Annotated in this window: 14 protein-coding genes; 6 read left to right on the top strand and 8 right to left on the bottom strand. The window is 65.8% G+C overall.

What is annotated here, in order from left to right:
- Window positions 1-191: 191 nt before the first annotated feature.
- Window positions 192-1157, bottom strand: coding sequence for a VOC family protein (locus tag NLN62_RS24640; protein WP_027527742.1), 966 nt, complete (start codon window positions 1155-1157; stop codon window positions 192-194).
- Between the two features lie 186 nt (window positions 1158-1343).
- On the opposite strand from NLN62_RS24640, the gene NLN62_RS24635 reads away from it, so the two are divergent.
- Together NLN62_RS24635 and NLN62_RS24630 are read left to right on the top strand one after the other, a co-directional pair.
- Window positions 1344-2216, top strand: coding sequence for a S1C family serine protease (locus NLN62_RS24635; protein WP_027527743.1), 873 nt, complete (start codon window positions 1344-1346; stop codon window positions 2214-2216).
- Window positions 2213-2578, top strand: a complete 366-nt coding sequence (locus tag NLN62_RS24630; protein ID WP_254110536.1) for a response regulator transcription factor — start codon at window positions 2213-2215, stop codon at window positions 2576-2578. Before NLN62_RS24635 ends, NLN62_RS24630 begins: the two co-directional genes overlap by 4 nt.
- 2 nt (window positions 2579-2580) lie before the next feature.
- Here NLN62_RS24630 and NLN62_RS24625 read toward each other — a convergent pair whose 3' ends face one another.
- The 4 genes from NLN62_RS24625 to NLN62_RS24610 form a co-directional block, all read right to left on the bottom strand.
- A complete protein-coding gene (locus NLN62_RS24625; RefSeq protein WP_027527745.1) occupies window positions 2581-3657 on the bottom strand; it encodes a HAMP domain-containing sensor histidine kinase in 1077 nt (358 codons plus the stop codon).
- Window positions 3644-4336, bottom strand: coding sequence for a response regulator transcription factor (locus NLN62_RS24620; RefSeq protein WP_027527746.1), 693 nt, complete (start codon window positions 4334-4336; stop codon window positions 3644-3646). Before NLN62_RS24620 ends, NLN62_RS24625 begins: the two co-directional genes overlap by 14 nt.
- Window positions 4337-4434: 98 nt before the next feature.
- Window positions 4435-5019 carry a pentapeptide repeat-containing protein gene (locus tag NLN62_RS24615; protein ID WP_027527747.1) on the bottom strand — a complete coding sequence of 195 codons (585 nt, stop codon included), beginning with the start codon at window positions 5017-5019 and terminating at the stop codon, window positions 4435-4437.
- 129 nt (window positions 5020-5148) lie between these two features.
- On the bottom strand, window positions 5149-7485 hold the full coding sequence (locus NLN62_RS24610) for a Tex family protein (RefSeq protein ID WP_027527748.1): 2337 nt from the start codon (window positions 7483-7485) through the stop codon (window positions 5149-5151).
- Window positions 7486-8128: 643 nt separating this feature from the next.
- Between NLN62_RS24610 and NLN62_RS24605 the strand changes: the two genes are divergently transcribed.
- The gene (locus NLN62_RS24605; RefSeq protein ID WP_254110535.1) at window positions 8129-9604 is read left to right on the top strand and encodes an amidase; all 1476 of its coding nucleotides are present in this window, start codon (window positions 8129-8131) and stop codon (window positions 9602-9604) included.
- Between the two features lie 58 nt (window positions 9605-9662).
- Here the strand turns inward: NLN62_RS24605 and NLN62_RS24600 are convergent, their stop codons facing one another.
- Complete coding sequence (locus tag NLN62_RS24600; protein ID WP_027527750.1) at window positions 9663-9980, bottom strand: hypothetical protein; 318 nt, start codon at window positions 9978-9980, stop codon at window positions 9663-9665.
- A gap of 122 nt (window positions 9981-10102) precedes the next feature.
- Here NLN62_RS24600 and NLN62_RS24595 point away from each other — a divergent pair, with 122 nt between their 5' ends.
- Both NLN62_RS24595 and NLN62_RS24590 read left to right on the top strand, forming a co-directional pair.
- Window positions 10103-11014: a PaaI family thioesterase gene (locus NLN62_RS24595; protein WP_027527751.1), complete on the top strand. Its 912-nt coding sequence runs from the start codon at window positions 10103-10105 to the stop codon at window positions 11012-11014.
- A gap of 68 nt (window positions 11015-11082) precedes the next feature.
- A complete protein-coding gene (locus NLN62_RS24590; protein ID WP_027527752.1) occupies window positions 11083-11448 on the top strand; it encodes a hypothetical protein in 366 nt (121 codons plus the stop codon).
- Window positions 11449-11458: 10 nt separating this feature from the next.
- Here NLN62_RS24590 and NLN62_RS24585 read toward each other — a convergent pair whose 3' ends face one another.
- Window positions 11459-12091: a 2-dehydro-3-deoxy-6-phosphogalactonate aldolase gene (locus NLN62_RS24585; protein ID WP_027527753.1), complete on the bottom strand. Its 633-nt coding sequence runs from the start codon at window positions 12089-12091 to the stop codon at window positions 11459-11461.
- 13 nt (window positions 12092-12104) lie between these two features.
- The gene (locus tag NLN62_RS24580; RefSeq protein ID WP_027527754.1) at window positions 12105-13019 is read right to left on the bottom strand and encodes a 2-dehydro-3-deoxygalactonokinase; all 915 of its coding nucleotides are present in this window, start codon (window positions 13017-13019) and stop codon (window positions 12105-12107) included.
- A 245-nt stretch (window positions 13020-13264) separates the two neighbouring features.
- On the opposite strand from NLN62_RS24580, the gene NLN62_RS24575 reads away from it, so the two are divergent.
- Window positions 13265-14362, top strand: a complete 1098-nt coding sequence (locus NLN62_RS24575; protein ID WP_027527755.1) for an LLM class flavin-dependent oxidoreductase — start codon at window positions 13265-13267, stop codon at window positions 14360-14362.
- The last annotated feature ends 28 nt before the right edge of the window (window positions 14363-14390 follow it).

Raw genomic sequence — 14390 nt, 5'->3', positions numbered from 1 at the left:
GGCCGTCCTCCTTGTCACCATTCTGGTCTGGTTTCGGTTTTTTGAAGGTACTTTCAGCGAACAGTGGATCCAGGCTGAATTTCTCATTGTAGGAATCTTGACGGTGGTGGGAGCCGCAACCCTAGTCTTTGGGATTATTGCGAGAATTTGGGAAAGATAAATTCAAACTGAGACACTACCTAGCTGTCGCCTCACACCTTGAGCAGCCGCACCCGCGTGCCCCAGGGGTCGACGGCTTCAACGCCGTTGGCTAGCGCCGTGACCTGCGCGCCTGCCTTGCGCAGGCGCTCGTCCTGGGCGGCGAGAATGTCCTGCTTCTCCGTCACCAGCGAGAACCAGGCAAGCCCCGTCGTGGTGGCGTCGCGGCGGCCGGCGCCCTGGCTCTGCCAGACGTTCATGCCGAGGTGATGATGATAGCGGCCGGAGGAGAGGAACGCGGCACCGTTGCGGCGGCGGGTCGGATCGAGGCCGACGGTGCCGTGATAAAAGCCTTCGGCCTGCGCGAGATCGCCGACCCGCAAATGCATGTGCCCGACGCGCAGGCCCTCCGGCGCCTTCGCGTAGTCGCTGACGCGGGTATTCGTGAGCGACAGCAGGTCCGGAATGTTCAGCTCGTCGGTTGCCATCTTCACCGAGCCCTGGCTCCACTGCCATTGCGAAGGATCGCGGTCGGCATAGACCTCGATGCCGTTGCCTTCGGGATCGTCGAGATAGACGGACTCGCTGACGAGATGATCGGCAAAGCCCGACAACGGCACGCGATGCGAGGCGGCATGCACCAGCCAGCGCGCGAGATCCTTGCGCGTCGGCATCAGAAAGGCGGTGTGATAGAGGCCGGCCGCGCTGCGCGGCTCGATCGCGGCATCCGGCCGCGCCTCCAGCACGAGCAGTGTCACACCGCCGGCGCCGAGCCGCGCTGCCCCCGCCGAGCGTTCCATCACCGTGAGGCCAAGCACGTCGCGATAGTAGTCGGCGACGGTATCGAGATTCTTGACCCGCAGCGTCACCATGCCGACGCGCATCGGTGTGCGGCTCGCATAGGTCGGCCCGACGTTGACCGGATTGCCTTCGGCGCTTGCCGCGGCCGCAGCGGCCGCCGCGAGCGTGGTGGCGCCAGCGAGATGAAGCAGCGTGCGGCGGGTAAGGTCGATGGTCATCCGGGGTCTTCTCGAAAACGCGTTGAGGCCGCGAGGCGCAATGGCCGGCCGATTGCTACACGTTCCCGTGACCTCCTCCCAATCACATGTTCGTCGGCCGGACCATTACGGAGCTTCCTGGCCATCCGGCCAGTTTTCAGAGCGCCCGCGGCATCCCAGATTTGGGGCAACCGACAGGAGCCTTCCATGACCGACCCCACCCCCCTTGCCGCGCTCTCGTCAGCGCTTTCGGATGTCGTTACGCGCGCCGCGCCTTCGCTCGTCTCCGTTCACTCGCATCGGTTGCGCGCCTCCGGCTTTGCCTGGAAGGCGGGCCTCATCATCACCGCCGATGAGGCATTGGCTGACGAGGGCGAAGTCGAGATCAGGCTTGCCGACGGCAGCACGCGGACGGCCACGATTGCCGGCCGCGACCACACCACCGACATCGCACTGCTGCGCGTCGATGCCGATATCCCGCCGGTCAAGCTGACCTCCGCCTCCGCCGCCCCCGCGCTCGGTTCGCTCGCCGTCGTCGTCGCGGCCGACCGTGGCGCACCCACGGCATCTCTCGGCATGGTGTCGCTCGCGGGCCCACGCTGGCGCAGCCTGCGCGGCGGCGACATCGAGGCCCGGATCGAGCTCGACGTGCGACTGCGCCGCAGCCATGAGGGCGGGCTCGCGCTGAATGCCCTGGGCGAGCCGTTCGGCATGGCGGTGCAGGGACCGCGGCGCGTGCTGGTGATCCCGTCCGCCACCATCGAGCGCGTCGCAGCGCAGCTCGAAACGCGCGGCCGGATCGCACGCGGCTATCTCGGGCTCGGCCTGCAACCGGTGCGGCTCGATGACGGCGTCGGCGCGATGGTGATGAATGTCGACAAGTCCGGGCCATCTGCCGCGGCCGGCATCAGGCAGGGCGACGTCATCGTCGCCGTCAATGACGAGAAGCTCGCTGGCGTCCGCGCGCTGTCGCGCTCCCTCGGACCCGAGAGCGTGGGTTCGGTCGTCGACGTCGCGGTGCGGCGTGGCGGCGAGCCGGTGAGCTTCAAGGTCACGATCGGCGAGAGGCCGGAGGCGTGAGCGAGGACACGACGCAGGACATCGCGGTCGCGCTCGAAGTCGGCGACCCCGCTCTCGCCGATCGACTTGCACTGCTGCTCGGCAGCATCGCGGGCCTGCGGCTGGTCGCGCCGGGAGCCCCGGCCGCGGTGGTCGTACGCGACCAGCAGCCCTCGCCGGCCGATATCGAGCTGACGCCGCGCGAACTCGACGTGCTCGCGCTGATGGCAGAGGGCGCCTCGAACAAGATGATCGCGCGCCAGCTCGGCATCTCCGTGCACACCGTCAAGTTCCAGGTCGGCTCGCTGCTCGACAAGCTGGATGCCACCGGCCGCACCGACGCGGTCGCCCATGCCGCGCGGCGCGGCGTGATCAACCTGTAGGATCACAGCGCGGAGGGCGGCGGGAATCTGAGTGCGACGGTCAGTCCCGGCGCATTGTCGCGCAGCGAGACCTCCGCGCCGTGCAGGCGCGCGACGGCTGCGACGAGACTCAGGCCGAGACCATTGCCGGGCGTGTAGCGGCTCTGCTCGAGCCGGTAGAAACGCTTGAACACCTGGTCGCGCTGGCCTGCCGGGATGCCCGGGCCGTCGTCGGCAATCGCGATCACCGCGGCGCTGTCCTTGGAGGTGCAGGTCACGCTCACCTGCCCGCTCGCGCGGCCATGCTTGATGGCGTTGTCGACGAGGTTGGCGATAGCGTCGAACAGCAGGTCGCGGTCGCCGGTGACCCTGACCTCGCGATCGCCCGTCAAATTGAGACGGGTTGCGACCTGCTCGGCCGCGGCATCGTAGAGCTCGACGACCTCGCCGGCGATCTCAACGAGGTTCAGCTCGCGAAACGCGCCCTTGCGCGCGCGGGTTTCGATCTCGGAAATTCGCGTGATGGAGGCGAACATGCCGAGCACGGCGTCGAGATCGGCGATGGTGTCGCCGATCAGCGCCGCATCATTCTCGCTGTTGCGCGGGGCGTGATAGGCCTTCTCCAGACGGCCGCGCATGCGCGTCAGTGGCGTGCGCAGATCGTGCGCGACGTTGTCGCTGACCTGCTTGACCTCGCCCATCAGGGTTTCGATGCGGTCGAGCATGTGGTTGAGGTTTTCAGCGACGCTGTCCCATTCGTCGTGACTGCCGCGCAAGGGGATGCGCTGATCGAGGCCGGAGAGCATGATGGCGCGGCTGGTGGCATTGATCTGCTCGATGCGGCCGACCGTGCGCCGCGTCACCAGCACGGCGGCCACCGCGGCGAGCACCAGCAGCAGCAGGGCGACCGCGATCATGGCGAGCTCGATCATCCCGGTGAAGCCGTCGTGATCGCCGACATGGCCGACCTGGCTCTGCACATAGGCGAGCGTTCCGAAATAGACATAGGCGATGATTGCCGCGACGATCAGGCCGAAGACCGCAATCGCGATCAGCGCCAGGCGGAACGTCGATGACTTGAGCGTCTTAGCCAGGAGCACGGAGGCAATATCCGATGCCGCGGATGGTGTGGATCAGCGGATAGGCCTGGCTGTCGTCAACCTTGCGGCGGACGCGGCCGACATAGACGTCGATGATGTTGGTGGAGGGATCGAAATGCAGGTCCCAGACGTGCTGGAGCAGCATCGCGCGGGAGACGACGCGGCCCTCGTTGCGGACCAGATATTCGAGCAGCTGGAATTCGCGCGGCAGCAGCGGAATCTTCTTGCCGCGGCGGCTGGCGCTGCGGGAGATCAAATCGATGGCGAGATCGCCGACGCGCAGGATCGTCTCCTTTGCGATCGTCTCGCTGCGGCGGCCGAGCGCCTCGAGGCGCGCGAGCAGCTCGACGAAGGAGAACGGCTTGACCAGATAGTCGTCGCCGCCGGCGCGCAAGCCCCGCACGCGGTCGTCGACCTCGCCGAGCGCGGAGATGATCAGGAAGGGCGAGGCGATGCCGTCGTCGCGCAGCTGGCGCATCACCGTGATGCCATCGATGTCAGGCAACATGCGGTCGATGGTGATCACGGCATAGTCGCGCGCGCTGCCGCGGCTGAGCGCCTCGCGCCCGGTCGCAGCGAGATCGACCTCGTAGCCACTCGTCGTCAGCTCTTCTGCGAGCTGGCCTGCGGTCTCCAGGTCGTCCTCGACGACGAGAATGCGGCGGTGACCTCCGGTCATGGTTCAACTCCGCGCGACGATCGCCACCAGACTATCCCGTTCCGGGGCAGGGCGGAACTGCCCGGCGGCGATCGCGACAACGGTGCGGTCACGCGATGTTAGTACCAGTCGTCCCCGCACACATTGACCCACTGCCAGCCCCAGGGCGTCCAGCTCCGGCGCCAACAGCCGTCGTAATAGCCGGCATAGATGAAGGGCGCGCCGAAGAAGGCAAAGCGATTGAAGCGATGGTGCCGGAAGAAGAAGGCGTGGCGGCCGATGAAGGGCCTGCCGCGGAAGCCGGCGCCGGCGAAGCGCGGCCCGACGAAAGCCGCGCGGGCGGCCATTGGGCTGCCTGCAAAGCGCGGTCCGAAGGCGGCACGGCCTGCAATCGGTGCACCGGCGAAGCGCGCGCCACCAAAACTCGCGCCGGCGAAGCGCGCACCGCCAAAACTCGCTCCGCTAAAACGAGCACCGCCCATGCCGCCAAAATGAGCGCCACCCATACCGCCGCCCATGCCACCAGCACGCATGCCGCCACCCATGCCGCCGCCCATGCCGCCGCCACCAAAATGCCCGCCGCCACCGCCGCCAAAGCCGCCATGGCCCCCGCCGCCACCGCGCTGCGCGAGGACGGGCGACGCAACCGCCAGCGTCGCGGCAACTGCCGCTGCGACGAGGCCTGTGAGAAGCCTGTTGTTCATCGGAAAACCTCCTTGCAGTGCGGCGACATGCCTCGCCGCCTGAGGAGGCTCAGGAGATGAGAATAGACGGGCTCCTTCAACTTACAAATGCGCCAGATTCTGACGCGGAAGTTAGTTTGGCTCCGCGCCTCAGGCCGGCTTGCCGCGACCGCTCTTTTCGGCGGCACGGCGCAGGGCTTCGGCGAGCGCGCCGCCGCCGGAGGATTCCTGCTTGCGCGGCGCCGACGAAGTCATGCGGCCGGCGTTGCGCGAATTATCGCGCTGCATGCCAGGCGCGTCCTTCGTGGCTCCGACCTCGTCGTCGAGGCGCAGCGTCAGCGAGATGCGCTTGCGGGCAACCTCGAAGTCCAGCACCTTCACCTTGACGATATCGCCGGGCTTCACCACCTCGCGCGGATCCTTGATGAAATTCTTGGACATGGCCGAGATGTGCACGAGGCCGTCCTGGTGCACGCCGATATCGACGAAGGCGCCAAAGGCTGCGACGTTGGTCACCGTGCCCTCGAGGATCATGCCCTTCTTGAGGTCCTTGATCTCCTCGACGCCCTCCTTGAACACCGCGGCCTTGAACGCCGGGCGCGGGTCGCGGCCCGGCTTTTCGAGTTCGCGCAGGATGTCCGTGACAGTCGGCAAACCGAAGGTCTCGTCGACGAAATCCTTCGGCTTCAGCGTACGCACGATCTCGCTGCTGCCGATCAGCGCCTTGATGTCGCTCTTGGTGGCCGCAAGGATCCGGCGCACCACCGGATAGGCTTCCGGATGGACGCCGGAGGCATCGAGCGGATCCTCGCCGCCGACGATGCGCAGGAAGCCCGCGCATTGCTCGAACGCCTTGGGTCCGAGTCGCGGCACGTCCTTCAGCGCCTTGCGCGACTTGAACGGGCCGTTGGCGTCACGATGCTGCACGATGCTTGCGGCAAGGCCCGCACCTACGCCCGACACGCGCGCGAGCAGCGGCGCAGATGCGGTGTTGACGTCGACGCCGACGGCGTTCACGCAGTCCTCGACCACAGCATCGAGCGACTTGGCGAGCTTGGCCTGGCCGAGGTCGTGCTGATACTGGCCGACGCCGATCGCCTTGGGCTCGATCTTGACCAGCTCGGCGAGCGGATCCTGGAGGCGCCGGGCGATCGAGACCGCGCCGCGCAGGGTCACGTCCAGGCCCGGCAATTCCTGCGACGCGAAGGCGGAGGCCGAATAGACCGACGCGCCCGCTTCCGACACTACGATCTTGGTCATCTTCAGCTCAGCGAGGCCCTTCACCAGCTCGGTCGCCAGCTTGTCGGTCTCGCGCGAAGCGGTGCCGTTGCCGATGGCGATCAGCTCGACGCGATGCTTCAGCGCAAGCCTGCCGAGGATCGCGAGCGATTCGTTCCACTGCCGCTGCGGCTCGTGCGGATAGATCGCGGTGGTGTCGACCACCTTGCCGGTCGCATCGATAACCGCGACCTTGACGCCGGTGCGGTAGCCGGGATCGAGCCCCATGGTGACGCGGGTGCCGGCAGGAGCGGCCAGCAACAGGTCGCGCAGGTTGGAGGCGAACACGCGCACGGCCTCGGTCTCGGCCGCGTTCCACAGCCGCATCCGCAGATCGATGTTGAGATGCACCTGGATCTTGGTGCGCCAGGCCCAGCGCACGGTGTCGATCAGCCAGCGGTCACCCGCACGCTTGAGGTCGGCGATGCCGAACCGCTTCATGATTCTCAATTCATAGGCGCTGGGCACGCCCGCCGGCGGCGCTTCGGCCTCGGCCTGGATCTGGAGATCGAGGATCTCCTCCTTCTCGCCGCGGAACATCGCAAGGATGCGGTGCGACGGGAGTTTTGTCAGCGGCTCGGAGAAGTCGAAATAGTCGGCGAATTTCTCGCCCTCGGTCTTCTTGCCCTCGCGCACCTTGGAGGCCATGCGAGCATTGGTCCACATCTCCTCGCGCAGGCTCCCGATCAGGTCGGCGTCCTCGTCGAAGCGCTCGACGAGAATGGCGCGGGCGCCATCGAGCGCGGCGGCAGCATCGGCCACGCCTTTCTCGGCATTGATGAACGCTTCGGCCACCACCTTCGGATCGTTCGCGGGCTCCGCCATCAACTGGTTGGCGAGCGGCTCGAGGCCGGCCTCCTTGGCGATCTCCGCCTTGGTGCGGCGTTTGGGCTTGAACGGCAGGTAGATATCCTCGAGGCGCGCCTTGCTGTCGGCGGCCATGATCGTGGCCTCCAGCGCGGCGTCGAGCTTGCCCTGCTCGCGGATCGATTCGAGGATGGCCTTGCGGCGGTCTTCGAGCTCGCGCAGGTAAACGAGGCGCTCTTCCAGCGTGCGGAGCTGCGCGTCGTCGAGCGCACCGGTGGCTTCCTTGCGGTAGCGGGCGATGAACGGAACCGTGGCGCCGCCGTCGAGCAGCTCCACCGCCGCCTGAACCTGCTCCTCCCGGGCCCCGAGCTCCTGCGCAATCTTCTGGTTGATGTTTGCCACGCCAGTTTCCTCTAATCCAAGCACGCGACGCGAACCGAACCGACGGCCCGCGGGACGCCGCTTATGGACCATCCCGACTTGATTCATCAAGGTACGACAGGGAACCGTCGACAGGGGATTTTTTGTTGCCTTGATGCGATCTCGCCACATTCGGCTGGTTATGGCCGGAAAGGACAACTCTCGTGTCCCGGACGCGCTACAGCGCGTGAGCGCTGCTGCGCAGAGCCGGGACCCAGAGGCCATACGCAGCCTCGGCGGTATAGGCCCCGGCTCTGCAGCGCACCACTGCGTGGTGCACTGCAGAGCCGGGGCGCAAGAGTGTACCATGCTCTTTCCGCGATCTCATCATTGCAAGCGCAGCGAAGCAATCCAGAATGTACCCGCGGAAAGATTTCTGGATTGCTACGCTGCGCTCCCAATGACGCAGTACGTTGAGCTATCGTCATTCTCCAACTCGCATTCGAACAACGCTTGCGGCGCGACTCGTCGAAGGACTTCAATCTCAGGATTTAGCCCGGGCGAGCGCGCCGGCAGAACAACCGGCGAAATCGCCGGATTCGGCGGCGCTGCCATGCGGGTGCCGTCGATTGACACGCCCTCTCGCGAAACTATGGTCGCCGCCGAACGAGAGGATTGAATCGCTATGACTTTGCCGATGAGCTGGAATGAGTGGGCGCAGCATGATGGCGTGGCGCTGGCTGCGTGCGTCAAAAAGGGCGAGCTCACGCCTGCCGAATTGGCGCGCCAGGCCGCGGCAGCGGTGGCGAAGGTCGATACCGCACTGTCCGGCGTGGTCGAGCTGTTCGACGACGTGATCGCGGATCCCGCCAAGGATGGCGCCAATCTCACCGGCCCGTTCGCCGGCCTGCCCTTCCTGATGAAGGATCTCGGGCCCACCATGAAAGGTCGCCTCCAGGAGATGGGTTCGCTGCTGATGCGCGGCAATCGCACAGGCGCCGACACCTTCCTCACATCGAAATTCCGCCAGGCCGGATTGAACCTGATCGGACGCACCACGACGCCCGAGTTCGGCGTGTGCAGCTCGGCCGACAACCCGGCCGTCTACGTCACCCGCAATCCCTGGAATACCGACTACACCACCTGCGGCTCGTCGGCGGGCAGCGCCGCATCGGTGGCGGCCGGCATCGTGCCGATTGCGCATGCGACCGACGGCGGCGGCTCGATCCGCATTCCGGCAGGGGTCAACGGCAATATCGGGCTGAAAGTGTCGCGCGGCGTGTTCTCGCTCGCGCCGCACATGTCCGATCTCACCGGGCTCGTCTCGATCCAGGGCTGCCAGTCGCGCAGCGTGCGCGATACTGCGGCCTTCGTCGATCATGCCCGCGGCCCGGCGCCCGGCGAGTTCATGCCGTTCTGGACCACGGCGCAGCCGTACTGCGAGATGATCAAGCGCGATCCGGCCAAGCTGCGCATCGCGCTGTCGCACCAATGGGGCGATTATCGCGCGACGCCGCACATCGCAGCCGAGCTGGAAAAGGTCGGCCGCTTGCTCGAAGGCCTCGGCCATCACGTCGACTTTGCCCTGCCCGAGCTTGATTTCCGCGCCGCCTTCGAGGCGCAGACCACCTGCTACATCTCCAACTTCGCCGTCGTGATCTCGAACATGCTCGCCGCGCGCGGGCTGGAGCGGCCGCCGGAAGATCTGATCGAGCCTATGAACATCCGGATCTGGGAGGCGGGCCGCCACACGAGCTTTGCCGAACGGGCGAAGATGCAGGCGGTGTTCAACACGACATCGCGCGGCTTCGGCGCGTTTTTCGAGCAGTGGGACGTCATCCTGACGCCGGTCACCGCGCTGCCCACGCCGAAGGTCGGCACCAGGGAGTATCTCACGATCTCCGACAATCCGGACGTTTTGGACTGGTTCGGCAATCTCTGGCGCAATTTCGCTTTCACGCCGCTGGCGAACCTCTGCGGCATGCCGGCGATCTCACTGCCGCTCGCCGAGAACGAGCTTGGCCTGCCGCTCGGCATCCAGGGCATCGCCAAGCAGGCCAATGACGGCCTTTTGTTGCAACTCGCAGCACAAATCGAGCGCGCCATCGACGGCAAGTGGAATGCCGGAAAGAAGCCGAAGGTGCACGTGACGAAGGGATGAGCGGCTTCGCGCGTCCCTCGAATCGTCGTTCTGGCCAAAGCCAGGACGACATTGGATTTCAATTCTTCATCACCGGGATCGTTTCCGTCGGCTGCTGCTGGCCCTGCTGCATCATGGCGAGGGCCTTGTCGAGCGCTTCGCGCAAGGCGATGGCGGCGGCCGGGCTGCAGCGGATGTGTCCGGTCTGAATCACATCGACCCGCACGCCCGGACCGACCGGCATCAAAAGGTTCGCGGCGAGCTCGATCTGGATCGCGCCATTGTGGTGACCGAAGCAGGAGACGCCATCGAAATAGATGAGCGGCGCCCGCTCGGCGCTTCCCGTGGAGATGGTCACGCCCCCTTGATTGGTCGCCGGCGCGTTGGGGTCTGCCATGGGGTTCCTCGTCGTTCTCAAAACAGATGGTCCCACAGCATCGTTGCTTCGCACTCGCCTGTCGAGCCCCGAATGATGCTCGCGATTTTGCGGAAGCCACCAGAACGGTCTAAAAGGTAGCCATGGCAAAATCGCAAGATACAACGCTCCCGTTCGACGCGCTCGCCGAGGCCATCAAGGGCCGCCGCTCCGATTATGGCCATATCAGCGGGCTCAGGCTCGACCGCGCAGCGCCTGGCGAAGCCTGGTCGAGCCTGCCCTACCGTCCCGCCTTCGTCGGCGACACCGAGACCGGCGTGCTGCATGGCGGCGTCGTCACCGCTATGCTGGATGAGAGCTGCGGCATGGCGGTGCAGCTCGCGCTGGACGGCACGCGCGCGATCGCGACGCTGGATTTGCGCATCGACTACCAGAAGCCGGCCACGCCCGGCCTCGACATCAGAGCGCATTCGATTTGCTTTCGCACCACGCGCTCGATCGCCTTCGTGCGCTCGACGGCCTACCAGGAATCAGAGGACGACCCGGTTGCAACCGCGACTGCCTGCTTCATGATCGGCGCGAACCGCACCAACATGCTTGCCGACCGCGCGAGCGACCAGCGCAGCATCCCGACGCTGGACGTACCGGAAGATCCGGCTGGTACCTTCGCCAACAGCCCGTTCGCGCGCTGCCTCGGCATCCGCGTCCAGGACGACGGCACGCTGATGATGCCGTTCTCGCCCAAGATCATCGGCAACCCTATCCTGCCCGCGATCCATGGCGGCATGACTGGCGCGTTTCTAGAGACCACCGCCATCGTCGGCGTGACGCGCGAGCTCGGAATCTCCGCGCCACCCAAGCCGATCGGACTGACGATCAACTATTTGCGCTCCGGCCGCGCCCTCGACAGCTTTGCCAACGTCTCGATCGTCAAGCAGGGCCGGCGCATCGTCGCGTTCGAGGCAAGGGCCTGGCAGGACGCCCCGGACAAGCCGATCGCGTCGGCTTTCGGCCATTTCATGCTGCGGCCGACGCCGGGGAGCGAGGAAGAATAGGCGCATTGGGGCTTGACGGCCGGCGTAAGCGCCACAACGATAACGCGGATTCCACCAGAGGAACCGCAGTGCGGCACCCGATCGACATCATCGCCATGTTCGCCGCCATATGGCTGTTGGCGTCGATGGTGCTGGACGCGCTGACGCCGAAAGAGCTGACCGCGGTCATGATCGGCGTCGCAATCGGGCCTGCGGTGATCATCACCGCGATCTTCTATTACCTGCGCTTTCCGCGCACCGATTTTGCCGTGCTGTTCGCCGCGCTGTGGCTGATCTCGGACATCGCCATCGAATTCATTTCGCCGCTACCGCTGCCGAACTTCCTGATCATCCTCGGCTTCGTGCCTGCGCTGCTGGTCGGCGCGGTGCTGCATTGGCAGCGCTTTGCGCGCCGGCATGAGCGGCTGGTGTGGCCCTCGGCAAGACGAAGCTAACGCTCCGCTCTCACACGCCCCCAATCGCGAGGTCGTAGGCCGTGATCGTCGCCCTGGCGCGCGCGGCGACATCCGCCGCCGTCATGCCCGGTTTGTAGAGGCTGCTGCCAAGGCCAAAGGCACGAACGCCGCTCTTGACGTATTCGGCAAAGTTCTGGTCGGAGACACCGCCAACCGCGGCGATCATCGCGCTTGCCGGCAACACGGCGCGGATCGCGGCAATGCCCGCGGCGCCCAGCACGCTCGCCGGAAAGAACTTCAGGCTCGAGGCGCCGGCCCTCGCCGCAAGCAGCGCTTCGGTCGGCGAGAACACGCCGGGCATCGTCACCATGCGGTGCTCATGCGCGCGCGCGATCACCTGCGTGTCGACATTCGGAGCCACCAGTAGCTTGCCGCCGGCCTCATTCAGCCGGTCGACATCGGCGGTCGTGAGCACCGTGCCGGCGCCGACCAGCACGCCTGCGGGTGCGCGCTTCACCGCGATCTCGATCGAACGGAATGGATCGGGCGAGTTCAGGGGAATCTCGATCGCGGTCATACCGGCTTCGATCAGCCCGCTGACGATAACGTCGGCCTCGTCGGGCTTCACGCCGCGCAGGATTGCGACCAGCGGGCGCTTCATCGTCGGAAATGGCACGGTCATTTCAAGATTCCTTCTATCTCGTCCAGATGGCACGCGCCGCCATCGCAAGGCCGCGGCGCGACGCCTCGTCGGCATCGATCGGCTCGACCGCCACCGCGAGTGTTTCAAACGCCAGCCGATACAGCATCTGAAGCCGTCCCGACGCAACCAGCCTGATGCCGCTTTGCGGCCGGCCGTGCGCGAGCCCTGCCGCAAGTTCGATCCCAATCAGGGTGCCCGAGATGGTTTCGCGCGCCGCAGACGGCGTGCCGCCGAACAAGAGCTGCCGCGATCGCACCTGGAACAGAAGGTTGGCCGCGGATGCCGGGGTCTTGAACCCGGCCGCAACCGCTGACCTGAACGCCTCACGGTCCTCCGCGTCGTCGGCAGCAGTGACCGCGTGCGAGAGGATCGTCTCGCGCGAGACGACGCTGAAGAGCTCGCCCGTCATGAAGGTGGCGAAACGCGCGACCGTTCCGCCGCTGACGCTGACCCATTTCGAATGCGTGCCGGGCATGCAGACCAGCGCCTCGCCGGCTGGGTCGAGACCAAGCGCGCCGAGCAACTGGGTCTCCTCGCCCCGCATCACATCCGGCGCGGCAGCGTCACGCTGCGCAATGCCGGGCAGAATGCGGATGTCACGCGCCTGTCCGGCGACGGGAACCGCGCGCGCGAGGATCGCGGCGAGCGGCGCCGGGGTATCGACATAGCCGGCTTCAACCCAGCCCTGGCGGGCGCCGGCCATGCCGCAGATCAGAACGGGCAGATCGCTTCCCGCTCCAACCGCATCCAGATGCGATTGCAGCACTCCGGCAAAACCGGTCCTGGCCGCCGCCATCATGCCTTCGCTGCTGCGGCGCTCAGCCAGAACCTGGCCGTCACGGTCGATCAGCCAAAGCCGGAAGCTCGTGGTGCCCCAATCCACCGCGACATAGGCAGCTTCCGTCATGATACCCCACGTCCCCTGATTTGATCATCTGGTCCTGACATCAGGACTCGCCTGGTCTCACCGCCAAGACATCGTCTCGCGACAATGAGACGATAGCTCCTGCATCCGTCCCTCAGATATCGACTATTGCACGCGCAAACCAGCCCTTTCTCGGCTCGCCGTGTGCCCACATCGCTGGCACACCGCTTGCTCTTTTGCCGGAACCGCGCAGCCAAGACGCGTCAACAACTGAACGAGGAAACACCATGGAGATCGGCTATTTCACGATGCCTTCGCATCCGCCGGAGTGCGGCTTGAAGGAAGGAAACGACTGGGACCTCCAGACAATGCGCTGGCTCGATGAGCTTGGCTATCAGGAGGCCTGGATCGGCGAGCATCATACCGCGCCCTGGGAGCCCAATCCCACGCCCGACCTTCTGATCGCGCAGGCGCTGTTGCAGACCAAGAACATCCGGATCGGACCGGGCGGCTTCCTGTTGCCCTATCACCACCCGGCTGAGCTCGCCAATCGAGTCGCGATGCTCGATCACCTCTCGGAAGGACGGCTGAATTTCGGCGTCGCGGCCTCGGGGCTGCCGAGCGATTGGGCGATGTTCAACGTCGACGGCATGAGCGGGCAGAACCGCGAGATGACGCGCGAGGCGCTGGAGATCATTCTAAAACTCTGGACCGAGCCTGCGCCCTTCACCCATAAGGGCAAATACTGGACGGTGACCAAGCCCGACACGATGTTCGATTTCCTGAAACCCCACATCAAGCCGGTGCAGGCGCCGCATCCGCCGATCGGCGTCGCCGGCCTCTCGAAGAACTCTGACACGCTGAAGCTCGCCGGCGAGCGCGGCTTCATCCCGATGAGCCTCAATCTCAATCCGGCCTATGTCGGCAGCCATTGGGACTCCGTCGAGATCGGCGCCGCCAAGACCGGCCGGAAGCCGAACCGCAGCGATTGGCGGCTGGTGCGCGAGGTGTTCGTCGCCGACACCGACGAGGAGGCCTGGAAGCTCTCGGCCGGTGACATGATGGGCCGGATGATGGGCGAGTATTTCCTGCCGCTGCTCGGCCATTTCGGCTTCAAGGACTATCTGAAGCATGCACCAGACGTGTCCGACAGCGACGTCACGGTCGAATATTGCGCCAAGCGCAACTGGATCGTCGGCTCGCCGTCGACCGTGGCCGAGAAGATCGAGAAGATCTACGAGGAGGTCGGCGGCTTCGGCGTGCTCCTGGTATTCGGCTTCGACTACAAGCACAAGCCGGAAGCCTGGCACCATTCGCTGGCGCTGCTGAAGAAAGAGGTGATGCCGAGGCTGAAGCATCTCGGCAGCGCGCGCAAGGCGGCGTGACGACGTGCGGGTGCGGGACGCACATCCG

Origin of the sequence: Bradyrhizobium sp. CCGUVB23, from assembly GCF_024199885.1 — a bacterium.
In the GTDB taxonomy this organism is placed as follows: domain Bacteria; phylum Pseudomonadota; class Alphaproteobacteria; order Rhizobiales; family Xanthobacteraceae; genus Bradyrhizobium.
Note: the sequence above shows the minus strand (reverse complement) of the source record. Positions and strands in the feature narration are given on the sequence as shown.

Excerpts from the sequence above, each read along its gene's own strand:
- NLN62_RS24640 (WP_027527742.1), bottom strand. The coding sequence starts at position 1,157 with ATGACCATCGACCTTACCCGCCGCACGCTGCTTCATCTCGCTGGCGCC.
- NLN62_RS24635 (WP_027527743.1), top strand. The coding sequence starts at position 1,344 with ATGACCGACCCCACCCCCCTTGCCGCGCTCTCGTCAGCGCTTTCGGAT.
- NLN62_RS24620 (WP_027527746.1), bottom strand. The coding sequence starts at position 4,336 with ATGACCGGAGGTCACCGCCGCATTCTCGTCGTCGAGGACGACCTGGAG.
- NLN62_RS24615 (WP_027527747.1), bottom strand. The coding sequence starts at position 5,019 with ATGAACAACAGGCTTCTCACAGGCCTCGTCGCAGCGGCAGTTGCCGCG.
- NLN62_RS24605 (WP_254110535.1), top strand. The coding sequence starts at position 8,129 with ATGACTTTGCCGATGAGCTGGAATGAGTGGGCGCAGCATGATGGCGTG.
- NLN62_RS24600 (WP_027527750.1), bottom strand. The coding sequence starts at position 9,980 with ATGGCAGACCCCAACGCGCCGGCGACCAATCAAGGGGGCGTGACCATC.
- NLN62_RS24595 (WP_027527751.1), top strand. The coding sequence starts at position 10,103 with ATGGCAAAATCGCAAGATACAACGCTCCCGTTCGACGCGCTCGCCGAG.
- NLN62_RS24585 (WP_027527753.1), bottom strand. The coding sequence starts at position 12,091 with ATGACCGTGCCATTTCCGACGATGAAGCGCCCGCTGGTCGCAATCCTG.
- NLN62_RS24580 (WP_027527754.1), bottom strand. The coding sequence starts at position 13,019 with ATGACGGAAGCTGCCTATGTCGCGGTGGATTGGGGCACCACGAGCTTC.
- NLN62_RS24575 (WP_027527755.1), top strand. The coding sequence starts at position 13,265 with ATGGAGATCGGCTATTTCACGATGCCTTCGCATCCGCCGGAGTGCGGC.